Here is a 23,983-nt window from a genome sequence, read left to right as displayed (position 1 = left end):
CGGTCTCCTCGGGGACCCGACTGCGGGTTTCTGGCATTGCACTGCAACACGGATTTGAAGGATTCTCGGGACCAGCGGGACGCCGGTGGTTACATTGGCTTTCCTCTCAGAATTACCAAGAATACTTACGCAAGGAGCTGATAGATGCTGGGTTTGATGCAGGACCAACCGTTGCTGATCTCGTCGCTGATCGAGTTCGCCGAGCGCCACCATGGCGACGCCGAAATCGTCTCGCGGCGGGTCGAGGGCGACATCCACCGGACGACATGGCGCCAGGTCGCCGCGCGTTCGCGGCAGGTCGCCAACGCGCTCGAGGACGAGCAGCTGCTCTTCAGCGACCGGGTCGCCACGCTGGCCTGGAACGGCTACCGCCACCTCGAGCTCTACTACGGCGTGAGCGGCTCCGGCCGCGTGCTGCACACCATCAACCCGCGGCTGCATCCCGACCAGATCGCCTGGATCGCGAACCACGCCGAAGACCAGATCCTGTGCTTCGACCTGTCGTTCCTGCCGCTGGTGCAGGCGGTCCACGCCAAGTGCACCACGATCCGGAAATGGATTGCGCTGTGTGATGCCGACAAGCTGCCGGCCGACACGGGCGTGCCGAACCTGGTGAGCTACGAAGCCTGGATGGGCCAGCGCTCCGATGTCTATCCGTGGCCCAGCTTCGACGAGAACTCGGCGTCGAGCATGTGCTACACGAGCGGCACCACGGGCAACCCGAAGGCCGCGCTCTACAGCCACCGCTCGACCCTGCTGCACGCCTACGCCGCCGCGCTGCCCGACGTGATGTGCATCTCGGCGCGCGATTCGGTGCTGCCGGTGGTGCCGATGTTCCACGTCAACGCCTGGGGCATCCCGTATTCGGCGGCCCTGGTCGGCGCCAAGGTGGTGTTCCCCGGCCCGGCGCTGGACGGCAAGTCGGTCTATGACCTGATCGAGGCCGAGAAGGTGACATTCGCGGCCGGCGTGCCGACCGTCTGGCAGATGCTGCTGGGCCACCTGCAGGCCAACGGCCTGAAGTTCTCGAGCCTGAAGCGCACCGTGATCGGCGGCTCCGCCTGTCCGCCGGCCATGATCCACGCCTTCCAGGAGCTCTACGGGGTCGACGTGCTGCACGCCTGGGGCATGACCGAGATGTCGCCGCTCGGCACCCTCTGCACGCTCAAGAACAAGCACCTGGCGCAGAGCCCCGAGCAGCAGACCGCGATCCGCATGAAGCAGGGCCGCGCGATCTTCGGCGTCGACATGAAGATCGTCGACGGCAACGGCGAGGAGCTGCCCTGGGACGGCAAGGCCTACGGCGACCTGCTCGTCAAGGGTCCGTGGGTGGTCAAGGAATACTTCAAGGGGGAGGGCGGCAACCCTCTGGACACCGACGCCGAGGGCCGCGGCTGGTTCCCGACCGGCGACGTCGCCACCATCGATGCCGACGGCTTCCTGCAGATCACCGACCGCAGCAAGGACGTGATCAAGTCGGGCGGCGAATGGATCAGCTCGATCGACATCGAGAACATCGCGGTGGCGCACCCGGCGATCGCGATGGCGGCCTGCATCGGCGTGTTCCATCCCAAGTGGGACGAGCGGCCGATCGTGGCGGTGGTGAAAAAGCCGGGCGGCGAAGTCTCGCGCGACGAACTGCTCGCCTTCTACCAGGGCAAGACCGCCAAGTGGCAGATCCCCGACGACGTGGTGTTCGTGGAGGCGATTCCGATCGGTGCCACCGGAAAGATCCTCAAGACCAAGCTGCGCGAATTGCTGCGCGACTACAAGCTGCCGGGGGTCTGAAAACGAGCCCATCCTACCGCCGAGTAGCACCAGCCCGAACGGGGCTGTCGCATGGGTGATAGAAACCGCCCCGGCAGCCTCGTCCTTACGGGCATTCCCTGACGGGCGGGTCCCCAAAGACTTGTAATCTCGCCCAGCCCTGACAGCCTGAACTAGGAGACAAGAAATGAAATTCACCCTGAAGATCGCCACCGCCGCCATCCTCGTCGCGAGTGCCACCGGCGCCTTCGCCCAGAAGGGCGAGACCGTGAAGATCGCCTGGCTCGATCCGCTGTCCGGCCTGATGGCCGCCGTCGGCACCAACCAGCTCAAGACCTTCCAGTTCCTGGCCGACGAGTTCAACAAGAAGAACGCGGCCGGGGTCAAGTTCGAGATCATCGGCATCGACAACAAGCTGAGCCCGCAGGAAACCACCAGCGCCCTGCGCTCGGCCATGGACCAGGGTGCGCGCTACGTGGTGCAGGGCAACGGCTCCGGCGCCGCGCTCGCGATCATCGACGCGCTCGAGAAGAACAACGCCCGCAACCCGGGCAAGGAAGTGCTGTACCTGAACTACGCGGCGGTCGATCCCGACCTGACCAACAGCAAGTGCAGCTACTGGCACTTCCGGCTCGATGCCGACACCTCCATGAAGATGGAAGCGCTGACCACCTTCATGAAGGACCAGCCGGATGTCAAGAAGGTCTACCTGCTCAACCAGAACTACTCGCACGGCGTGCAGGTGGCCAAGTACGCCAAGGAGAATCTGGCGCGCAAGCGGCCCGACGTCCAGATCGTCGGCGAAGACCTGCATCCGCTCGCGCAGGTGCGCGACTTCGCGCCGTACATCGCCAAGATCAAGGCCTCGGGCGCCGACACCGTGATCACCGGCAACTGGGGTTCCGACCTGTCGCTGCTGATCAAGGCGGCCAACGACGCCGGGCTCAACAACGTCAAGTTCTATACCTACTATGGCACGGTCAGCGGCACGCCGACCGCCATGGGCGCGGCTTCGGACGGCAAGGTGTTCCAGGTCGGCTACGGACACTACAACATGGGCGGCGAGATCCAGCGCCTGTCCGTCGACTTCAACAAGAAGTTCAAGGAAGATCTCTACACCTCGGCCGCCTACACCTCGCTGCAGATGCTGGTCGACGGCTTCGTCAAGGCCAAGTCGACCGACCCGGTCAAAGTGGCCGCGGCGCTCGAGGGCATGCGCTTCAAGAGCTTCAACGGCGAGGTCGAGATGCGCAAGGCCGACCACCAGCTCCAGCAGGGCCTGTACGTGGCCAAGTGGGAGAAGGCGGGCGGCAAGTTCCCGATCGACGCCGAGAACACCGGCTACACCTTCGTGCCGGTCAAGTACTACGAGCCCTACGTGGCCAGCACGCCGACCACCTGCGAAATGAAGCGGCCCAGCCCCTGAGGCATGACTTCGCGCTGACCGGTCGAGGCCCGACTTCAACACTCGGGCCTTTTTTCTTTTCCACGTGACCCCGAGGACCGATGAACGTCGAATTTTTCGTCATCTCGCTGCTCAACGGCGTGAGCTACGGCTTGCTGTTGTTCATGCTGAGCTCTGGCCTGACGCTGATCTTCAGCATGATGGGCGTGCTCAATTTCGCGCACACCAGTTTCTACATGCTGGGGGCCTACGTGGCCTACACGCTGTCCGGCATCATCGGCTTCTGGCCGGCGCTGTTCATCGCGCCGCTGCTCGTCGGGGCGCTCGGCGCCGGCTTCGAGCGCTACAGCCTGCGGCGGGTCCACAAATTCGGCCATGTGCCCGAATTGCTGGTGACCTTCGGTCTCTCGTTCCTGATCCTCGAGGTGGTGCAGCTGGTCTGGGGCCGATCCACCGTCCCCTATGCGCTGCCGAGCCAGCTGCAGGGCCCGCTGTTCACGATCTACGGCACCCAGTTCCCGAAGTCGCGCTCCTTCATCATGCTGGTCGCCTTGCTGATGCTGCTGTCGGTGTGGCTGCTGCTCACGCGCACCCGCATCGGCCTCGTGATCCAGGCTGCGCTCAAGCATCCTGAAATGGTCGAGGCGCTCGGCCACAACGTGCCGCGCGTCTTCATGCTGGTGTTCGGCGGCGGCGCCGCGCTGGCCGGGCTGGCCGGCGTGGTGGGCGGCAACACCTATGTCACCGAGCCGGCCATGGCCGCGTCGGTGGGCTCGATCATCTTCGTGGTGGTGGTGGTCGGGGGCCTCGGCTCGTTGGCTGGTGCCTTCCTGGCGTCGCTCCTGATCGGCATCGTCCAGACCTTCGCGGTGGCGATGGACCAGTCGATGGCCGGCGGCCTGCAGGCGCTGGGCGTGGCGGTGACCGAAAGCACCTTCGGCTACCCATTGCTCAAGCTCACCATCTCGCAGGTGGCGCCGATCCTGCCCTATCTGTTCCTGGTCCTGATCCTGATCTTCAGGCCCAAGGGCCTGCTCGGCACGCGCGAAGACTGATCCGATGACGAATACGCAGTACTACCGCTTCAAGCCCCTGAACCTCGGGCGCTTCTTCATCTGGTCGCTGTTCGCGATCGTCCTGATCGTCGCGCCGATGGTCTTCAAGACCAGTCTGGCGCTGACGATGCTCTCGCAGATGGGCTACCTCATCATCATCTGCCTGAGCTACAACATCCTGCTCGGGCAGGGCGGCATGCTGAGCTTCGGGCATGCGGTCTATGTCGGGCTCGGCTCCTTCATCGCGATCCATGCGATGAACCTCGCGAGCAAGGGCGCCTTGCCGATCCCGCTGGTGCTGATCCCCGTGGTGGGGGGGCTGGCGGGCATGTTCTTCGCGATCATCCTGGGCTTCGTCACGACCAAGAAGTCGGGCACCACCTTCGCGATGATCACGCTGGGCATCGGCGAGCTGGTGGCGTCCATGGCGCTGATGTTCCCGGGCTTCTTCGGCGGCGAGGGCGGCATCACCACCGACCGCGTCTACGGCCGGCCCTTCTTCGGCCTGACCTTCGGGCCGCAGATCCAGGTCTACTACCTGATCGCCGTCTATTGCTTCATCTGCACCGCGCTGATGTACGCCTTCACCGGCACGCCGCTGGGCCGCATCCTGAACGCGGTGCGCGACAACCCGGAGCGGGTCGAGTTCATCGGCTACAACACCCAGCGGGTGCGCTACTTCGCCTTCATCATCGCCGGCTTCTTCGCCGGCGTTGGCGGCGGGCTGGCGGCGATCAACTTCGAGATCGTCAACGCGGCCGACAGCCTCAACGCGCTGCGCTCGGGCAGCTACCTGCTGTTCACCTTCCTGGGCGGCGCGATCTTCTTCTTCGGGCCGATCATCGGCGCGGTGCTGCTGGTCTTCGCCGCGGTGCTGCTGTCGGAGCTCTCCAAGGCCTGGCAGCTCTATTTCGGGCTGGTCTTCGTCTTCATGGTGATGTTCGCGCCGGGCGGCATCGCCAGCCTGGTGATGATGAATCTTCGCGTGGCCAAGTTCGGCAAGTTCAAGCAGTTCTGGCCGCTTTACGGCGGCCTGCTGGTGGCGATCATCCCGGTGGTGATCGGCGCCGCCGCCCTCATCGAGATGATCTATCACATCCAGCTCAATTCGGCCCTGGGGCCGAACCTCCCGTTCATGGGCGTTTCGCTCGACACCTCCGGCGTGGCCAGCTGGCTCGGCGCGTCGCTGATCCTGGTCATCGGGCTCATCGCGCTCGAGTTCGCGCGGCGGCGCTTCGTGCGGGCCTGGGGCACCGCCCAGGAGCAGATCGAGGCCGAGATCAAGCGGAGGGAGCTCGCATGACCCACGCCCTGGAACTCAAGTCGCTGCGCAAGAACTTCGGCAAGACCGAGATCATCCGCGGCGTCGACCTGGCCGTGGAGGCCGGTGAGCGGATCGCCATCATCGGCCCGAACGGCGCCGGCAAGTCGACCCTGTTCAACCTGATCAGCGGCCGGCTCGCGCCCAGCAGCGGCGAGGTGCTGCTCGACGGCCAGCGCATCGATGGCAAGAAGCCGTTCGAGATCAATCGGCTGGGCCTGTCGCGCAGCTTCCAGATCACCAACATCTTTCCGAAGCTCAGCGTCTTCGAAAACCTGCGCTGCGGGGTGCTGTGGAGCCTGGGCTACCGCTACAGCTTCCTGCGCTTCCTGTCGAACCTGCACGATGCCAACGCGCGGACCGAGGAACTGATCCACCAGGTCGGCCTCGACCGCAAGCGCGACGTGCAGGCCGTCAACCTCACCTATGCCGAGCAGCGGGCGCTGGAGATCGGCGTCACGATCGCCGGCGGCGCCAATGTCATCCTGCTCGACGAGCCGACCGCCGGCATGAGCAAGACCGAGACCTCGCACTTCATCGCGCTGATCAAGCAGGTGACGGTCGGCAAGACGCTGCTCACCGTGGAGCACGACATGGGGGTGGTGTTCGGCCTGGCCGACAAGATCGCGGTGGTGGTCTACGGCGAGGTGATCGCCTTCGACACCCCGGCCGCGGTGCGCGCCAATGCGCGCGTGCAGGAGGCCTACCTGGGTTCCTCGGTGGCCGATGCGCAGGGCGGAGGACACTGACATGCTGAAACTCCAAGACATCCACGCCTATTACGGCAAGAGCCATGTGTTGCATGGTGTTTCGTTCGACGTCGGTCCCGGCGAGATCGTCGCGCTGCTGGGCCGCAATGGCTCGGGCCGCTCGACCACCGCCAAGGCGATCATGGGCCTGGTCCATGCCGAAGGCACGCTGCGCTGGAAGGACAAGGACATCCTGCGCAAGAAGGCCTACGAGGTGGCGCACATGGGCATCGGCTACGTGCCCGAGAACCGCGACATCTTTCCCAAGCTCACGGTGCACCAGAACCTGCTGCTGGGCCAGAAGGGCAACGGCCGCGGCAGCCGCTGGTCGTTCGACGACATGTACGGCATGTTCCCGCGGCTCAAGGAGCGCCAGCACACCGAGGCCGGCGTGCTGTCGGGCGGCGAGCAGCAGATGCTGACCCTGTGCCGCACGCTGATGGGCGACCCCGACCTGATCATCATCGACGAGCCGACCGAGGGCCTGGCGCCGAAGATCGTCGAGCTGGTCGGCCAGTACCTGCGCACGCTCAAGGACAAGGGCATCTCGGTGCTGCTGATCGAGCAGAAGCTGACCATCGCGATGCAGATCTCCGACCGGGCCCTGGTCATGGGGCACGGCAGCATCGTGTTCGACGGCACGCCCGACAGCCTCAGGGCCGATGCCACTACCCGGAAGGAATGGCTGGAGGTCTAATCCACCTCGGCGCCTTGTCCCGGCAGCGACTTGGCATGGTTGCCCGGTCTCTCGAAACGCCTAGAATTCGATAAAAAAGAACACTCGTGCTTTTTGTGAGCGGGGTCTTGGCGTCTGATCGCGCCATGGCCCTCGAACCCGTTTTTTTCGATCCTCTCCCATCCCAAAGGAACGCAGCATGACGGCTGAATACAAAGTGCTCGGCGACGTCGCCGTGATCACGCTGAACAACCCCCCGGTCAATGGCCTCGGCTTCTCGACCCGGGTCGGCATCACCGACGGGCTTTCCAAGGCCATCGACGACCCGGCCGTCAAGGCGATCGTCATCACCGGCGAGGGCAAGGCCTTCTCGGGCGGCGCCGACATCAAGGAATTCGGCACGCCCAAGGCGCTGCAGGAGCCCAACCTGCTGAGCGTCATCCTGGCGCTCGAGGCTTCCACCAAGCCGATCGTCGCGGCGATCCATTCGGTCTGCATGGGCGGCGGCCTCGAACTGGCCCTGGGCTGCCACTACCGCGTTGCGGCACCCGGCACCAGCGTCGCGCTGCCCGAGGTCAAGCTGGGCCTCCTGCCCGGCGCCGGCGGCACCCAGCGCCTGCCGCGCGTGCTGGGCGTGGAGACCGCGCTCAACATGATCGTCAGCGGCGAGGCCGTCAAGAGCGAGGTGCTGGCGTCGATGCCCGGCCAGAAGCTGTTCGACAAGCTCTCGGGATCGGCCGAGTCGCTGTTCGACGAAGCGCTCGAACTCGCCCGGCACGTGGCCGGCAAGACCGGCGATGCACTGCCGCTGGTGCGCAACCTGCCGTGCAAGCACCCGCAGGGCGACGCCTACTTCCAGTTCGCCAAGAACATGGTCGGCGGCATGTCCAAGAACTACCCGGCGCCGCTCAAGTGCGTCGACGCCGTGCAGGCCGCGACCCAGCTGAAGTTCGACCAGGGCATGGCCGAGGAGCGCCGGCTCTTCACCGCGCTGATGTTCACGCCCGAATCGATGGCGCTGCGCCACCTGTTCATGGCCGAGCGCGCGGCATCGCGCATTCCCGATGTGCCCGAGGACACGCCACAGCGCGCCATCAAGTCGGTCGGCGTGATCGGCGCCGGCACCATGGGCGGCGGCATCTCGATGAACTTCCTGAACGCCGGCATCCCGGTCAAGATCCTCGAGATGAAGCAGGAAGCGCTCGACCGCGGCGTGGCCACCATCAAGAAGAACTACGAAGCCCAGGTCAAGAAGGGCAAGCTCAAGCAGGACAAGTACGAGCAGCGCATGGCGCTCTTGAGCACCACGCTGAGCTATGACGACCTGAAGGATGTCGACCTGGTCATCGAGGCCGTGTTCGAGGAACTCGGCGTCAAGGAAGCGGTGTTCAAGGAACTCGACCGCGTCGCCAAGTCCGGTGCCATCCTGGCGTCCAACACCTCGACTCTCGACGTCGACAAGATCGCCGCCTTCACGAAGCGTCCGCAGGACGTGGTCGGCATGCACTTCTTCAGCCCGGCCAACGTGATGAAGCTGCTCGAAGTGGTGCGCGGCAAGAAGACCGCCAAGGACGTGCTGGCCACGGTGATGTCGCTGGCCAAGAAGATCAAGAAGACCGCGGTGGTCTCGGGCGTCTGTGACGGCTTCATCGGCAACCGCATGATCGAGCAGTATTCGCGCCAGGCGGGCTTCCTGCTGGACGAAGGCGCGACCCCGCAGCAGGTCGACCGCGCGATCGAGAAATTCGGCTTCGCGATGGGCCCGTTCCGCATGGGCGACCTGGCCGGCAACGACATCGGCTGGGCCATCCGCAAGCGCCGCGCGACCGAGATCGCCGACATGAAGTACAGCCGCACGGCCGACAAGCTCTGCGAGCTGGGCCGCTTCGGCCAGAAGACCGGGGCAGGGTGGTACGACTACCAGGCCGGCAAGCGCGATGCGATCCCGTCCGAGCTGGTCAACAAGATGATCGAGGACCACCGCAAGGAGCTCGGCATCACGCCGCGCAAGATCTCCGACGACGAGATCGTCCAGCGCCTGGTCTATTCGCTGGTCAACGAAGGCGCCCGCATCCTCGAGGACGGCATCGCCTCGAAGTCGGGCGACATCGACATGGTCTACCTCACGGGCTATGGCTTCCCGATCTGGCGCGGCGGTCCGATGCACTACGCGTCGCAGGTCGGCCTGTTCAACGTGGCCGAGTCGATGAAGCGCTTCGCGAAGAATCCGCGCGACGACGCGAGCTTCTGGCAGCCGGCCGCGCTGATCCAGAAGCTGGTGGCCGAAGGCAAGAACTTCAGCTGAAGACGGAAGGCGACCGCTCATGGTGAAACGCGTCTTCCTGGCGTTGCTGCTGGTGCCGGTGGCGCTGGCGGCAGCTGTGGCGGTCAATACCTGGCGCACGCCGTCGCGGCAACTTGCCGTGGCGCCGGCGCCGAAGCTCGCGATCGACGTCCAGGCCGCCGCCAGGCGGCTGGCGGGCGCGATCCCGTTCCGCACGGTGTCGAGCCTCGACAACCCGAGCGGCAACGGCGCCGAGTTCGACAAGCTGCATGCCTACCTGGCCGAGCAGTTCCCGAAGGTCCACGCCACCCTCAAGAAAGAGGTGGTGGGCCAGAAGGCGCTGCTCTACACCTGGGCCGGCAGCGACCCGGCCGCCAAGCCGATCGCGCTGATGGCGCACCAGGACATGGTGCCGATCGCGCCGGGCACCGAGAAGGCCTGGTCGGTCGACCCGTTCGGCGGCGCCATCCAGGACGGCTTCGTCTGGGGCCGCGGCACGCTCGACAACAAGGGCAACCTGTTCGCGCAGATGGAAGCCATCGAGCTGCTGATCGGGCAGGGCTTCAAGCCGACCCAGACGGTCTATCTCGTGATGGGCGACGACGAGGAGGTCAGCGGCCTGCGCGGCGCCCTGCCGATCGCCGAACTGCTCAAGTCGCGCGGCGTGCGCCTGGACTGGGTGCTCGACGAAGGCCTGCTGGTGCTGGACGGCGTGCTGCCGGGACTCTCGAAGCCGGCGGCGCTGATCGGCTTGGCCGAGAAAGGCTACGGCACCTTCTTCCTCTCGCTCGACACCGCCCCCGGCCACTCGTCGATGCCGCCGCAGCACAGCGCGATCGGCAGCATGAGCGCCGCACTGGCACGGCTCGAGGCCAAGCCGATGCCCGGCGGCATCCAGGGCGTGGCGGCGCAGATGTTCGGCACGCTGGCCCCCGAGATGGGCGGCCTGAATCGCGTGATGCTGTCCAACCTGTGGCTCACCGGGCCGCTGGTCGAGGGTCAACTCGAGAAGAGCCCGAGCAGCAATGCGATGCTGCGCACCACCACGGCGCTCACCATCGTGCGGGCCGGCAACAAGGACAACGTGCTGCCGGGCCGCGCCGAGGCGGCGGTCAACTTCCGCATCCTGCCGGGCGACTCGATCGACAGCGTCGAGAAGCACCTCAAGGGCGCGCTCGGCAACGACGCGATCCAGGTCAAGCGCTACCCGGGCAATTCCGAGCCGTCGCCGGTGTCGCCGACCGACAGCACCGGCTACCGCGCGATCGAGCAGGCGGTGCGGCAGACCTTCCCGGACGCGGTCGTGGCGCCGGGCCTGATGACGGCCGCCACCGACTCGCGCCACTTCAGCCTGGTGAGCGATGCGGTCTACCGCTTCTCGCCGTTCCGGGCCAAGGCCGAAGACCTGCCGCGCTTCCATGGCACCAACGAGCGCGTCTCGATCGCCAACTACGGCGAGATGATCCAGTTCTATCAGCAACTGCTGCGCGATACGCAACAGCCCCAGTAACCGTCATTCCTCTTTCTCAAAGGACCTCACCATGACCCGCGCCGTCATCGTCTCCACCGCCCGCACGCCGCTCGCCAAGAGCTGGAAGGGTGCCTTCAACATGACGCACGGCGCCACGCTCGGCGGCCACGCGGTGCAGCACGCGGTGCAGCGCGCAGGCATCGACCCGGCCTCGGTCGACGACGTGATCATGGGCTGCGCCACGCCCGAGGGCGCCACCGGCTCGAACATCGCGCGCCAGATCGCGCTGCGCGCCGGCCTGCCGATCACCACTTCGGGCATGACCATCAACCGCTTCTGCTCGTCGGGCCTGCAGACCATCGCCACCGCCGCCCAGCGCATCATCGCGGGCGAAGGCGAGGTCTACGTGGCCGGCGGCGTCGAGAGCATCTCGTGCGTGCAGAACGAGGCCAACAAGCACATGCTGGCCGACCCCTGGCTGGTGAAGCACAAGCCCGAGATCTACTGGAACATGCTGCAGACCGCCGAGCAGGTCGCCAAGCGCTACAACATCGGCCGCGACGCCATGGACGAATACGGCGCCGCCAGCCAGCAGAAGGCCACCGCCGCGCTGGAAGCCGGCCGCTTCAAGGACGAGATCGCACCGATCACCGTGCTGGCCGGCGTGGCGGATGCCGTGCTGGGCCTGCGCACCAAGGAAGTCACGATCGAGAACGACGAAGGCATCCGTCCCGGCACCACCAAGGAAGGCATCAGCGGCATCCGCCCGGCGATTCCCGGCGGCCTGATCTCGGCCGGCAATGCCAGCCAGTTCTCCGACGGCGGCGGCGCCTGCGTGCTGGTCGACGAGAAGTACGCCGAGCAGAAGGGCCTGAAGCCGCTGGGCCGCTTCCTCGGTTTCGCGGTCGCCGGCTGCGAGCCCGACGAGATGGGCATCGGTCCGGTGTTCGCGATCCCGAAGGTGCTGAACCGCCTGGGCCTGAAGGTCAGCGACATCGACCTCTGGGAGCTCAACGAAGCCTTCGCGGTGCAGGTCATCTACTGCCGCGACAAGCTCGGCATTCCGGCCGACCGGCTCAACGTCGACGGCGGCGCGATCGCGGTTGGCCATCCCTACGGCGTGAGCGGCCAGCGCCTCACGGGCCACGCGCTCATCGAAGGCAAGCGCCGCGGCGCCAAGAAGGTCGTGGTCACGATGTGCATCGGCGGCGGCATGGGCGCGGCCGGCGTGTTCGAAGTCCTCTGACGGGCGAGCCTCGCGGGCCGGTCCGTACCTGCGAGGCCTTCACGGTCAACGACGGGCAAAAGAAGCCCTGGGCGCTGGCCCGGGGCACCATTGCACATCTGCCATCGGCACCGGATGCTGCGGCAGAATCGAAATCCAACCTCTCGCCCAGCGATCCTCGCCATGAGCCTTCGTCCCACCCTCGACTTTCTTCTCTACGACTGGCTCGACGCCGAGTCGCTCAGCGGCCGCGAGCGCTTCGCCGACCATTCGCGCGAGACCTTCGACGCCGTGCTCGACACCTGCGAGCGGATCGCGCGCGAGAAGTACGCGCCGAGCAACCGCATCGTCGACACCCAGGAGCCGCACTTCGACGGCGAGAAGGTGATCCTGCCGCAGGCCACCCACGATGCCCACAAGGCCTTCGTCGAATCCGGCATGCTGAGCGCCGCCCAGGACTACGACATCGGCGGCATGCAGCTGCCCTACACCCTGTCGGCGGCGGCCAACAGCTTCTTCGCCATGGCCTCGGTCAGCATCGGCTCGAACATGCTCACCAGCGGCAATGCCAACCTGCTGATGGTGCATGGCACCGAGATGCAAAAGGAAGTCTTCGCCAAGAACGAGTTCGCCGGCCGCTGGTCGGGCACCATGTGCCTGTCGGAGCCGCAGGCTGGCTCCAGCCTCAGCGACGTCGCCACCCGCGCGGTGCCCGACGGCCCGGATTTCCAGGACGATCCGCTGGGCCCACGCTTTCGCCTCACCGGCAACAAGATGTGGATCTCGGCCGGCGACCACGAGCTGACCGAGAACATCGTGCATATCGTGCTGGCCAAGATTCCCGACGAGAACGGCAAGCTGATCCCGGGCACGCGGGGCATCTCGCTGTTCATCGTGCCCAAGAAGATGGTCGGCACCGACGGCCAGCTGACCGGCGAGCGCAACGACGTGGCACTCGCCGGCCTGAACCACAAGCTCGGCTGGCGCGGCACCACCAACACGCTGCTCAATTTCGGCGAGGGCAAGTTCCCGGTCGGCGGCAAGGCCGGCGCGGTGGGCTACCTGGTCGGCCAGCCCGGCAAGGGCCTGCACTGCATGTTCCACATGATGAACGAGGCGCGGATCGGCGTCGGCACGGCCGCGACCATGCTCGGCATGGCGGGCTACTTCGCCTCGCTCGACTACGCGAAGAACCGGCCGCAGGGCCGGCCCGCGGGCCCGGCCGGCAAGGACGCGGCCAAGCCGCAGGTGCGGATCATCGAGCACGCCGACGTGCGCCGCATGCTGCTGGCCCAGAAGGCGTACTGCGAAGGTGCGCTGGCGCTGGAACTCTATTGCGCGCGGCTGGTCGACGAGCAGAAGACCGGCGACGCGCAGGCGGCCGACGATGCGCGGCTGCTGCTCGAGGTGCTGACCCCGATCGCCAAGAGCTGGCCCAGCGAATGGTGCCTGGAGGCCAACTCGCTGGCGATCCAGATCCATGGCGGCTACGGCTACACGCGCGATTTCCCGGTCGAGCAGTATTGGCGCGACAACCGGCTGAACATGATTCACGAAGGCACCCACGGCATCCAGGCGGCCGACCTGCTCGGGCGCAAGGTGCTGATGGAAGACGGGCGCGGCCTGCAGCTGCTGGCCGGCCGGGTCGGCCAGACGATCGCCCGCGCCGCCGCGGTGCCGGCGCTGGCCGGCCACGCCAAGGCGCTCGGCGAGGCGCTCGAGCGCATCGGCTCGGCCACCCGGGCCGCCTGGGCCACCGGCAACCCGCAGGAGGCGCTGGCCAATGCGGTGCCGTACATGCAGGCCTTCGGCCATGTGGTGCTGGCCTGGATCTGGCTCGACGTCGCGCAGCACGCGCTGGCGCGCGACGGCGCCAAGGCCTTGCCGGCCACGGTCGGGCGCCTCGGTGCGGCCGACTTCTTCTTCCACTATGAACTGCCGAAGATCGGTGCCTGGCTGCAGGTGGTCGAGCGCCGCGACCCGACCTGCGCGGCGCTGCCAGAGGAGGCCTTCTGATGGCCGGCGTGTCCCAGGCGAAGCCGCATGCGACGCTCGAGAAATGGATCTGGATCCTGATCTTCGGCGGCCTCTTCGGCGTGGTCATCGGCATCGCCGTCGGCCGTGCCGACGAAGCGCTGGGCTGGGCCCTGGCCGTGCCCGGCGCCGCGCTGGTGGCCGTCGGCGTGGTGCTGATCTATGTCCGTTCCCGGTTCCCCGACAGCAAGGATTCACCATGATCAAGCACGTCGTGATGTGGAAGCTCAAGAACCCCAAGGACGCCGCCGCGTTCAAGGCCCGGCTCGACAGCTGCCAGGGCCTGGTGCCGGGCATGCGGCAGTTCGAGGTCGGCGTGCGCACGCCCGGCCTCGAGGCCAACTGCGACGTGGTGCTGAACTCGGCCTTCGACGACGAGGCGGCGCTGCAGGCCTACCTGGAGCACCCCCGGCACGTCGAGGTGTCGGCCGTCCTCGGCAGCCTGCGCGAGTCGCGCAGCGTGCTCGACTATCAAACCCCCTGACATTCCCGGAGACACCATGACTGCACGCAGCATCCAGAAGCTTTTCGACCTCAGCGGCAAGACCGCGCTGATCACCGGCGGCTCGCGCGGCCTGGGCCTGCAGATGGCCCACGCGCTCGGCGAGGCCGGCGCCCGCATCATGCTGAGCTCGCGCAAGGCCGACGACCTCGAGCAGGCCACGGCCGAACTGCAGGCCGCCGGCATCGACACCCGCTGGATCGCGGCCGACTGCTCGAAAGAGGAGGACACCCGCCGCCTCGCCACCGAGACGCTCGAGCGCATGGGCGCGATCGACATCCTGGTCAACAACGCCGGCGCCAGCTGGGGCGCCCCGGCCGAAGACCATCCGGTCGAAGCCTGGGACAAGGTGATGAACCTCAACGTCCGCGGCTATTTCATCCTGGCGCAGCAGGTCGCCCGCGCCTACATGATCCCGAAGAAGGCCGGCCGGATCATCAACATCGCCTCCATCGCGGGCCTCAACGGCAACCCACCCGAGATGCAGACCATCGCCTACAACACCTCCAAGAGCGCGGTGATCGGCTTCACCCACACGCTGGCCGCCGAGTGGGGCAGGTACAACATCAACGTCAACGCGATCTGCCCGGGCTTCTTCATGACCAAGATGGCGGCGGGCCTGATCAAGTCGATCGGCGAAGACAAGATGGCCTCGCACGCACCGCTCGGCCGACTCGGCGACGACGAGGACCTGAAGGGCATCACGCTGCTGTACGCCAGCGACGCCGGCAAGCACATCACGGGCCAGTGGCTGGCCGTCGACGGCGGGGTCAGCGTGGTTCTTGGCGCCTGACATGACCGATTCCGACGACAGCATCAACCTGCGCTCCTATACGGACCAGATTCCGTTCGCGCGCCATCTGGGCTTCGAGATCACGAAATTCGAGGGCGGCGAATCCGAGCTGCGCTACACCGCGAAGCCCGAGCACCTGAACACCTTCGACGTGACGCACGGCGGCGCCGTCATGACCATGCTCGACATCGCGATGGCCGCCGCCGCGCGCAGCGAGACGCCCGAGATCGGCGTCGTCACGATCGAGATGAAGACCACCTTCATGGCGCCGTCGGTCGGCCCGCTGATCGCACGCGGCAGCCTGCTGCACCGCACCGCGACGATGGGCTTCACCGAGGCCAAGATCTACGACGCCCAGGAACGCGTCTGCGCCCACGCCACCGGCACCTTCAAGTACGTGAAGCGCCGCCTGCCCACGGGCCCGGCCAGCGCCAATGCGATGCGCCCGCCCTCGACCGACTGACCCCTTTTCTCCGGAGACCTCCATGCCCACCAACAGACAACAGATCCTCGACAACCGCCCCGAGGGCGAAGCCGTCGCCAGCAACTTCAAGCTCGTCAGCACCGAGACCCCGGCGCTGAAGGACAACCAGGTGCTGGTGCGCCACCACTACATGAGCCTCGACCCCTACATGCGCGGCCGCATGAACGATGCCAAGAGCTACGCCCAGCCGCAGCCCCTGGGGCAGGTCATGCAGGGCGGCACGGTCGGCGAGGTGGTCGAGAGCAAGCACCCCAGGTACGCCGTCGGCGACAAGGTGGTCGGCTTCGGCGGCTGGCAGGAATACAGCGTGGTCGATGCCTCGCAGCCCGGCGCGCTCAAGAAGGTCGACACCACGCACGTGCCGCTGTCGCACTACCTGGGCGCGGTCGGCATGCCTGGCGTCACGGCCTGGTACGGGCTGGTGAAGATCATCGCGCCGAAGGCCGGCGAGACCGTGGTCATCACCGCCGCCAGCGGCGCGGTCGGCAGCGCTTTCGGTGCGCTGGCCAAGGCGCGCGGCTGCCGCGTGGTCGGCATTGCGGGCGGCCCCGACAAGTGCAAGTACGTCACCGAGGAGCTCGGCTTCGATGCCTGCATCGACTACCGCCAGCATCCCGACGTCAAGAGCATGAGCGCGGCGCTCAAGGAAGCCTGCCCGAACGGCATCGACGGCTACTTCGAGAACGTCGGCGGCTACATCTTCGATGCGGTGCTGCTGCGCACCAACGCCTTCGCGCGGATCGCGCTGTGCGGCATGATCGCCGGCTACGACGGCCAGCCGCTGCCGCTCGCCAACCCGGCGCTGTTCCTGGTCAACCGGCTCAAGCTCGAGGGCTTCATCGTCAGCGAGCACATGGAGGTCTGGCCCGAGGCGCTGGCCGAACTCGGCGCGCTGGTCGCCAGCGGCAAGCTCCGGCCGCGCGAGTCGGTGGCGCAGGGCATCGAGGCGGCACCCGAAGCCTTTCTCGGCCTGCTGAAGGGCCGGAATTTCGGCAAGCAGCTGGTCAAGCTGATCTGAACGCAGCCACGGGGAGAGCCGGCCATGGACACCACGCACGAGGTCTTCAACCAGCCGGCGCCGCTCACCGGCTACAACCTGTTCGACAGCCACCGGCCGCTGCGTGACGCGCTGAAGTTCAACGCGCCGCAGCTGCAACTGGCGCCGCTCGAACACCTGGGCGCCAGCCTGGGGACGGCCGAGATGCAGACCCATGCGCGGCTGGCCAACATCCACCCGCCGGTGCTCCATACCCACGACCGCTTCGGCCGCCGCATCGACGAGGTCGAGTTCCATCCGAGCTATCACGCGCTGATGGCGGCGGCGGTCGGCGCCGGGCTGCACGGCACGCCCTGGACCGGTGAATCGCAGTCGCCGCACGTCGAACGGGCGGCCGGCTTCATGCTGTTCACCGAGCTCGAGCCCTCGATGCTGTGCCCGATCTCCATGAGCTATGCCGTGACGCCGGCGCTGCGCGGCAATGCCGGCGTCTACGCCGACTGGGGCCCGAAGCTCGCCAGCCGCTGGTACGACCCGAGGCTCCTGCCCTGGCGCGACAAGCCGGGCGTGACCATGGGGATGGGCATGACCGAGAAGCAGGGCGGCTCGGACGTCCGCGCCAACACCACGCAAGCGGTGCGCACCGGCAGCGATGGCTGGGGCGAGCGCTACGCGATCACCGGCCACAAGTGGTTTTTCTCGGCACCGATGTGCGACGCCTTCCTGGTGCTGGCGCAGGCGCCGGCCGGCCTGTCGTGCTTCTTCCTGCCGCGCGTGCTGCCGGACGGCAGCCGCAACGAGATCCGCATCCAGCGCCTGAAGGACAAGCTCGGCAACAAGGCCAACGCCAGCTCCGAGGTCGAGTTCCATGGCGCCAGCGCCTGGCTGGTGGGCGAGGAGGGGCGCGGCATTCCGCAGATCCTCGAGATGGGCACCATGACCCGGCTCGACTGCGCGCTCGGCACCAGCGGGCTGATGCGGCAGGCCCTCAGCCTGGCGCTGAACCACACGGCGCAGCGCCAGGCCTTCGGCCGCCCGCTGATCGAGCAGCCGCTGATGAAGAACGTGCTGGCTGATCTTGCGCTCGAGAGCGAGGCCGCGACCGCGCTGGCGATCCGGCTGGCGCGCGCCTTCGACCATCCCGGCGACGAACACGAGCGCCTGATGGCCCGGCTGCTGACGCCAGTGGCCAAGTTCTGGATCTGCAAGCGCGGCAGCCACTTCGCCCAGGAGGCGATGGAATGCCTGGGCGGCAACGGCTATGTGGAAGAGGGCGGCGAGGGCGTGATGGCGCGCGTATACCGCGAGATGCCGCTCAATTCGATCTGGGAGGGCGCCGGCAACATCATGGCGCTCGACCTGCTGCGCGGGCTGCGCAAAGGCGACGCCGTCGCCGCGCTGGCGCACGAACTGGCGCCGGCGCGCGGCAGCGATGCCGCGCTCGACCGGCTGGCCGACGCGCTGCCCGCGCGCATCGAGGCGATGGCGACCGAGGTCGAGGCCCGTCGGCTGGCGCAGGATGTGGCCCTCGCGGTGCAGGCCGCGCTGCTGGTGCGGACCGCGCCGCCGGCCGTGGTCGGCGGCTTCTGCGCCTCGCGCCTCGGCGGCGACTGGGGCCATGCCTTCGGCACGCTGAGCGCCGGCGTCGACCTCGATGCGATCATTTCCCGCGCGCGGCCCCAGTGACGGCGCAACTTCGAAAGACCCCATGGCCGACCTGATCCTCCACCACTACGCCACCTCCCCCTTCTCGGAGAAGCTGCGGCTGATCCTCGGCTACAAGAAGCTGGCCTGGAAGTCCGTGATCATTCCGCAGATCGCGCCCAAGCCCGACCTGGTCGCGCTCACCGGCGGCTACCGCCGCACGCCGGTGCTGCAGATCGGCGCCGACATCTACTGCGACACGGCGCTGATCTGCGACGTGCTAGAACACCTGGCGCCGCTGCCGTCGATCTACCCGGAGCCGGGCAAGGGCCTGGCGCGGGTGCTCGCGCAATGGGCCGACAGCACGCTCTTCTGGGCTGCGATGGCCTACAACTTCAGCCCCAAGGGCGCGGCCGACATGTTCGGCAAGGCGCCCCCGGAGGTGGTCAAGGCCTTCACCGAAGACCGTCGCGCGATGAGCGGCAACATGGTGAGGCTGCGGCCGGCGGATGCCGCCGCGGCGTACAAGTCGTACCTGCGCCGGCTGTCCGACATGCTCGACGACACCGACTACCTGCTGGGTGCCTTCCCGACCGTGGCCGACTTCGCCTGCTACCACCCGCTGTGGTTCACGCGCAAGCGCACGCCCTCGATGGCTGGCATCCTGCAATTGACGCCCGCCGTGGGCGACTGGATGGACCGCATGGCGGCCATCGGCCACGGCACGATGGAAGTCTTCGATGCCGCCCGGGCGCTCGAGGTCGCGGCCGCGTCGACCCCCCACACGCTGCTGTCCGACAGCACCTTCCAGGACGAGCACGGCATCGCGCTCGGCTCGGCTGTCACGATCGCCGCCGAGAGCTTCGGGCCCGAGGCCACCGAGGGCGAACTGGTCGCGGCCACGCGCACCCACTACACGCTGCGCCGCACCGATCCGCGCGCGGGCACGGTGCATGTGCACTTTCCGCGAATCGGGTATGTGTTGCGGGCGGTGTCCCCCTGAGCGTGAAGCACCTGCGCGACTCCGATTTCGCCGGTTTCGTATTTCAATAGCGCCTCAACGCCAAACCCAACACAAGAGACGAAAGGACACGCGCAAATGATCCAGGACTTCAAGGGCACGACGGCCGTTCTCACCGGCGCCGGCTCCGGCTTCGGCCTCGAATGCGCGCGCATCGGCGCGGCACGCGGCATGAACCTCGTGCTGGTCGACGTCCAGCAGGATGCGCTCGACCGGGCGCAGGCCGAGATGGAAGCCGCCGGCGCGCAGGTGCTCGCGCGCAAGGTCGACGTCGCCGACGCGGCCCAGATGGAAGCACTCGCCAAGGCGGTGCAGCAGCGCTTCGGCGCACCGCATTTCGTCTTCAACAACGCCGGCGTCGGCGCCGGCGGGCTGGTGTGGGAGAACAGCGTCGCCGACTGGGAATGGGTGCTCGGCGTCGACCTGTGGGGCGTGGTGCACGGCGTGCGCCTGTTCACGCCGATGATGCTGGAAGCGGCGGCCAAGGACCCGGCGTACCGCGGCCACATCGTCAACACCGCCAGCATGGCGGGCCTACTGACGCCGCCCAACATGGGCATCTACAACGCGGCCAAGGCCGCGGTCGTGAGCCTCACCGAGACTCTCTACCAGGACCTGAAGCTCGTCACCGACCAGGTCGGCGCGAGCCTGCTGTGCCCGTACTTCGTGCCCACCGGCATCACCCAGAGCGAACGCAATCGCCCGGGCGCGCTGGCCGGCGGTGCGCTCACCAAGAGCCAGCTGATCGGCCAGGCGATGAGCAACAAGGCGGTCAGCAGCGGCAAGGTCAGCGCCGCCGAGGTTGCCCAGATGGTGTTCGATGCGATCACCGCCAACCAGTTCTACGTCTTCAGCCACCCGAAGGCGCTCGGCAACGTGAAGAGCCGGATGGAGAACATCGTGTCGATCACGAACCCGGCGGACCCCTTCCTGGAGCGGCCGGAAATCGGCGCCAACCTGCGCGCCCAATTGCGCGCGAACTGAAGTCGGCCCGCGCAGCGAGGCCCCTTCGGGAAACCCCGCGGAACCGGCTTTGCCGGGCCGCTGGGGTTGCCCCCGGCGAGGGGGTGGGCGGGCTACACGAAGTGAGCCCAACCTGGGGGAGAGGGGTGGGTCTAGGGCGGCAGCAGCCAGGGCACCAGCAGCACGGCCACGGCGCCCACCATCACAGCGAGCGGCAGGCCGATCTTGACGAAATCGCCGAAGCTGTAGTTGCCGGCGGTGCTGACCAGCGTGTTGACGGGCGACGAGATCGGCGTCATGAACCCGGCCGACGCGGCCAGCGCCACCATCATCGCGAACGGGTAGGGCGATGCGTCCAGATGCTTGGCCAGCGCCAGCGCGACCGGCGCCATCAGCACCGCGGTGGCGGTGTTCGCGATCACCAGGCCGATCAGCGAACTCAGCACGAAAAGGCAGGCCAGCACCGGACGGATGCCGTAGCCGCCCACCAGCGCCAGCAGGCCGTCGGCCGCCAGGTCGATGCCGCCGGTGCGCTGCAGCGCCAGCGAGAAGGGCAGCATCCCGATGATGAGGATCAGGCTGCGCCAGTGGATCGCCCGGTAGGCGGAGTCGAGGTCGATGCAGCGGAACAGGCCCATCAGCAGGCAGCCGGCGATCGCCGCCTGCACGTTGGGGACCGCGCCCGACAGCATCAGCCCGATCACCAGCAGCAGGCAGAACACCGCGTGCGGCGCGCGGCGCGGCGCGGCCAGCAGCGCCCCGCCTTCCTGGGGCAGGCTCAGGCCGACCAGGTCGTGGCCGTCGGTCTGCAGGGCCCGGATGGCTTGCCACGGCCCGACCAGCAGCAGCGTGTCGCCGACCTTGAGGCGCGCGCTCTCCAGGCCGTGCGCGTGGGTGACCCGGCCCCGGCGCAAGCCCACGACCGTGAGGCCGTGCTGCGCCAGCAGGCGCGATTCGCTGCCGGTGGTGTCGACCAGCGTCGAGTCGACCGGGATCACCGCCTCGGCCATGCCGACGTCGCGCGACTGGTCGGTGAAGTAGGCGCCGGAGATCGGAAGACGGTGCAGCGCATAGCGCTCGCACAGGGCCGGGACGTCGAAGTCCTTCGACTCGACGTCGAGCAGCAGGATGTCGCCGGCCCGGATCTCGGTGTCGGCCGAGACCCGCAGCACCTCGCGCCGCAGCGTGTGCTGGCGCTCGAGCGCGATCACGTGGGCATCGGAGGCAGGGCCGAGTCCCAGGCCTTCGAGGCTGCGCCCCACCAGCGGCGAATCGGCTTGCACCGCGAGGCGGAAGGCGCGGTCGTGCAGCTTGTACTGGTCCACCCAGTCGTTCAGGCTCGGCCGGCCGCCGCTCGTCGAGCCGCTCTCGCCGCGCAGGCGCCGCCTGGCCACCGCCATGTAGGCGATCGCGAGCAGCAGCACCGGCACGCCGATCGGCGTGATGGTGAAGAAGCCGAAGCCTTCGGCCCCGTGGCGCATCAGCTCGCTGTTGACGATCAGGTTGGGGGTGGTTGCGACCAAGGTCATCATCCCGCTGATCAGGCCCGCCACGCTCACGGGCATCAGCAGCTGGCCGGCCGCGACACCGGTCTGCTGGGCGATGCGGATCACGATCGGAATGAAGATCGCGACCACGGCGGTGGAACTCATGAACGAGCCCATCAGGCCGACCGCCAGCATCAGCAGCGCCAGCAGGCGGGTCTCGCTGCTGCCGCCGTGCTTCACCAGCCAGTCGCCGACGTGCTGGGCCACGCCGGTGCGCACCAGGCCTTCGCCGAGCACGAACAGGGCGGCGACCAACACGATGTTCGGATCCGAAAACCCCGCCAGGGCCTCGTTCATGTCGATGATGCCGGTCATGGGCAGCAGCACGATCATGATCAGCGCCACGGCGTCGAGGCGCGGCCGGCCCGAGATGAACATGGCGATCGCGACGCCCAGCAGGGCGAGGACTTGGACCAGCTCAGACGACATGGAACCACCCGCGAGAATGAGAGACCGAATTCTGCGCGATCCGGCCGTCGCATCGGCCATCTCGCAATCCCTCATCCAGATGCGGGACTTGGCTGCCGCCCGGGAATGCATATACTGAACCGTACGGTTCTGTGTAAGTTCGATCCACACCCAGGAGACCTTCCATGGCCTATGTCGACGGCTACGTGCTTCCCCTCAAGAAGAACAAGATCGATGCCTACCGCCAGATGGCGGCGCTCGCCGGTTCGGTCTGGCGCGAGCATGGCGCGCTCGAATACCGCGAGTGGATCGCCGAGGACGTGAAGGCCGGCGAGCACACCTCGTTTCCGCAGGCCGTGAAGCTCGAGGACGACGAGATCGTGGTGTTCTCGTGGATCGTCTTCGAGTCGCGCGACCACCGCGACGAAGTCAACGCCAAGGCCATGAGCGACCCGCGCCTGGCCGGCATGATGGACCCGACGTCGATGCCCTTCGACGGCAAGCGCATGTTCTGGGGCGGCTTCGAGCCGCTGGTCGCGCTCTAGTCGGCGGAACGTCAGCGCGACTGCACGGCGACCGGACTGCGCTCCGCGAACTGGCCGTTCCAGTAGGGGTAGTAAGGGTAGGGTGGCGTCGTGGCGCTGGCAGCATCCAGCCGTGCGATCTGGTCTGCCGTGAGCTCCCAGCCCAGCGCGCCGAGGTTCTGCCTGAGCTGCGTTTCGTCGCGCGCCCCGATCAGCACCGACGAGACGGTCGGCCGCCGCAGCAGCCAGTTGAGTGCGATCTGCGGCAGCGTCTTGCCGGTTTCCTCTGCCACCTGGTCCATCGCGTCGACCACGCGGTAGAGGCGCTCGTCGTCCACCGGCGGCGCGGCGCCGGCCGTGTCGTGCAGGCGGCTCGCCGCCGGCCAGGGCTGGCCGCGCCGGATCTTGCCGGTCAGGCGGCCCCAGCCGAGCGGGCTCCAGACGATCGCACCGACGCCCTGGTCGAGCCCGAGCGGCATCAGTTCCCATTCGTAGTCGCGGCCGACCAGCGAGTAGTAGGCCTGGTTGGCGACATAGCGCGACAGCCCGAGCCGATCGGACGCCGCCAGCGATTTCATCAGCTGCCAGCCCGAGAAATTCGAAGCGCCGATATAGCGGACCTTGCCCGCCCGGATCAGGTCGTCAAGGGTGCGCAGCACCTGCTCGACCGGCGTCATGGCGTCGAAGGCATGCAGTTGCAGCAGGTCGATGGTGTCGGTGCCCAGGCGCCGGAGCGCGGCGTCGACGCCCTGGACCAGATGATGGCGCGAGGCGCCGACGTCGTTCGGTCCGTCGCCGGCGCGCAGAGCGAGCTTGGTCGACAGGATGACCTTGTCGCGCCGGCCCTGGATGGCCGCGCCGAGTATCGATTCGGAAGCGCCGCTGGAGTAGACGTCGGCGCTGTCGAACAGGTTGACGCCGGCGTCGAGGCAGATGTCGACGATGCGGCGCGCCCCGGCGACATCGGTGTTGCCCCAGGCGCTGAACAACGGGCCTTCACCGCCGAAGGTTCCGGCCCCGAAGCCGAGGGCCGGGACCTTGAAGCCGGAGTGGCCGAGATAGCGGTATTCCATGGTGAGTCCTTGTGTGCGTGGGTATGAAAAAGGGTGGTGC

General features: G+C 67.4%; 21 protein-coding genes. 19 read left to right on the top strand and 2 right to left on the bottom strand.

Features of this window, described 5'->3' with window-relative positions:
- The first annotated feature begins 144 nt into the window (after nt 1-144).
- The 18 genes from AC1DF3_RS01440 to AC1DF3_RS01355 all read left to right on the top strand — a co-directional run bounded on the left by AC1DF3_RS01440 (nt 145) and on the right by AC1DF3_RS01355 (nt 20,412).
- The gene (locus AC1DF3_RS01440; protein WP_286527630.1) at nt 145-1,788 is read left to right on the top strand and encodes a 3-(methylthio)propionyl-CoA ligase; all 1,644 of its coding nucleotides are present in this window, start codon (nt 145-147) and stop codon (nt 1,786-1,788) included.
- Between the two features lie 166 nt (nt 1,789-1,954).
- A complete protein-coding gene (locus tag AC1DF3_RS01435) occupies nt 1,955-3,193 on the top strand; it encodes a branched-chain amino acid ABC transporter substrate-binding protein (RefSeq protein WP_286531930.1) in 1,239 nt (412 codons plus the stop codon).
- Between the two features lie 80 nt (nt 3,194-3,273).
- Complete coding sequence (locus tag AC1DF3_RS01430; protein WP_286527628.1) at nt 3,274-4,227, top strand: branched-chain amino acid ABC transporter permease; 954 nt, start codon at nt 3,274-3,276, stop codon at nt 4,225-4,227.
- A 4-nt stretch (nt 4,228-4,231) separates the two neighbouring features.
- Entirely contained in the window at nt 4,232-5,530 is a 1,299-nt protein-coding gene (locus tag AC1DF3_RS01425; RefSeq protein WP_478138640.1) for a branched-chain amino acid ABC transporter permease, read from the top strand.
- Nucleotides 5,527-6,297 carry an ABC transporter ATP-binding protein gene (locus tag AC1DF3_RS01420; protein ID WP_286527626.1) on the top strand — a complete coding sequence of 257 codons (771 nt, stop codon included), beginning with the start codon at nt 5,527-5,529 and terminating at the stop codon, nt 6,295-6,297. The genes AC1DF3_RS01425 and AC1DF3_RS01420 overlap by 4 nt, the downstream gene beginning before the upstream one ends.
- A 1-nt stretch (nt 6,298) precedes the next feature.
- Nucleotides 6,299-6,994, top strand: coding sequence for an ABC transporter ATP-binding protein (locus tag AC1DF3_RS01415; protein ID WP_286531928.1), 696 nt, complete (start codon nt 6,299-6,301; stop codon nt 6,992-6,994).
- Between the two features lie 178 nt (nt 6,995-7,172).
- Nucleotides 7,173-9,278, top strand: a complete 2,106-nt coding sequence (locus AC1DF3_RS01410; RefSeq protein WP_301812792.1) for a 3-hydroxyacyl-CoA dehydrogenase NAD-binding domain-containing protein — start codon at nt 7,173-7,175, stop codon at nt 9,276-9,278.
- A 19-nt stretch (nt 9,279-9,297) separates the two neighbouring features.
- Nucleotides 9,298-10,767, top strand: coding sequence for a M20 family peptidase (locus tag AC1DF3_RS01405; RefSeq protein ID WP_478138639.1), 1,470 nt, complete (start codon nt 9,298-9,300; stop codon nt 10,765-10,767).
- 31 nt (nt 10,768-10,798) lie between these two features.
- The gene (locus tag AC1DF3_RS01400) at nt 10,799-11,974 is read left to right on the top strand and encodes an acetyl-CoA C-acyltransferase (RefSeq protein ID WP_286531925.1); all 1,176 of its coding nucleotides are present in this window, start codon (nt 10,799-10,801) and stop codon (nt 11,972-11,974) included.
- Nucleotides 11,975-12,136: 162 nt separating this feature from the next.
- The gene (locus AC1DF3_RS01395) at nt 12,137-13,969 is read left to right on the top strand and encodes an acyl-CoA dehydrogenase (RefSeq protein WP_286531924.1); all 1,833 of its coding nucleotides are present in this window, start codon (nt 12,137-12,139) and stop codon (nt 13,967-13,969) included.
- Nucleotides 13,969-14,190, top strand: coding sequence for a hypothetical protein (locus AC1DF3_RS01390; protein ID WP_286527620.1), 222 nt, complete (start codon nt 13,969-13,971; stop codon nt 14,188-14,190). The genes AC1DF3_RS01395 and AC1DF3_RS01390 overlap by 1 nt, the downstream gene beginning before the upstream one ends.
- Entirely contained in the window at nt 14,187-14,471 is a 285-nt protein-coding gene (locus tag AC1DF3_RS01385) for a Dabb family protein (protein ID WP_286531923.1), read from the top strand. Before AC1DF3_RS01390 ends, AC1DF3_RS01385 begins: the two co-directional genes overlap by 4 nt.
- 16 nt (nt 14,472-14,487) lie before the next feature.
- Nucleotides 14,488-15,282, top strand: a complete 795-nt coding sequence (locus AC1DF3_RS01380; protein WP_286531922.1) for an SDR family oxidoreductase — start codon at nt 14,488-14,490, stop codon at nt 15,280-15,282.
- A gap of 1 nt (nt 15,283) precedes the next feature.
- Entirely contained in the window at nt 15,284-15,745 is a 462-nt protein-coding gene (locus AC1DF3_RS01375) for a PaaI family thioesterase (protein ID WP_301812796.1), read from the top strand.
- A gap of 22 nt (nt 15,746-15,767) precedes the next feature.
- Entirely contained in the window at nt 15,768-16,784 is a 1,017-nt protein-coding gene (locus AC1DF3_RS01370; protein WP_478138638.1) for an NADP-dependent oxidoreductase, read from the top strand.
- Nucleotides 16,785-16,808: 24 nt separating this feature from the next.
- Nucleotides 16,809-18,449, top strand: coding sequence for an isovaleryl-CoA dehydrogenase (locus tag AC1DF3_RS01365; RefSeq protein ID WP_478138637.1), 1,641 nt, complete (start codon nt 16,809-16,811; stop codon nt 18,447-18,449).
- 22 nt (nt 18,450-18,471) lie between these two features.
- Nucleotides 18,472-19,410, top strand: a complete 939-nt coding sequence (locus AC1DF3_RS01360) for a glutathione S-transferase family protein (RefSeq protein ID WP_478138636.1) — start codon at nt 18,472-18,474, stop codon at nt 19,408-19,410.
- A gap of 96 nt (nt 19,411-19,506) precedes the next feature.
- Nucleotides 19,507-20,412 carry an SDR family oxidoreductase gene (locus AC1DF3_RS01355; protein ID WP_286531917.1) on the top strand — a complete coding sequence of 302 codons (906 nt, stop codon included), beginning with the start codon at nt 19,507-19,509 and terminating at the stop codon, nt 20,410-20,412.
- Nucleotides 20,413-20,543: 131 nt separating this feature from the next.
- Here the strand turns inward: AC1DF3_RS01355 and AC1DF3_RS01350 are convergent, their stop codons facing one another.
- The gene (locus tag AC1DF3_RS01350) at nt 20,544-22,367 is read right to left on the bottom strand and encodes an SLC13 family permease (protein ID WP_478138635.1); all 1,824 of its coding nucleotides are present in this window, start codon (nt 22,365-22,367) and stop codon (nt 20,544-20,546) included.
- Between the two features lie 164 nt (nt 22,368-22,531).
- Between AC1DF3_RS01350 and AC1DF3_RS01345 the strand changes: the two genes are divergently transcribed.
- Complete coding sequence (locus AC1DF3_RS01345; protein ID WP_478138634.1) at nt 22,532-22,891, top strand: DUF1428 domain-containing protein; 360 nt, start codon at nt 22,532-22,534, stop codon at nt 22,889-22,891.
- Nucleotides 22,892-22,902: 11 nt separating this feature from the next.
- Here the strand turns inward: AC1DF3_RS01345 and AC1DF3_RS01340 are convergent, their stop codons facing one another.
- On the bottom strand, nt 22,903-23,943 hold the full coding sequence (locus AC1DF3_RS01340) for an aldo/keto reductase (RefSeq protein ID WP_478138633.1): 1,041 nt from the start codon (nt 23,941-23,943) through the stop codon (nt 22,903-22,905).
- Nucleotides 23,944-23,983 lie beyond the last annotated feature (40 nt).

The sequence above is a fragment of the Variovorax sp. 10N432 genome, assembly GCF_056394465.1.
Note: the sequence above shows the minus strand (reverse complement) of the source record. Positions and strands in the feature narration are given on the sequence as shown.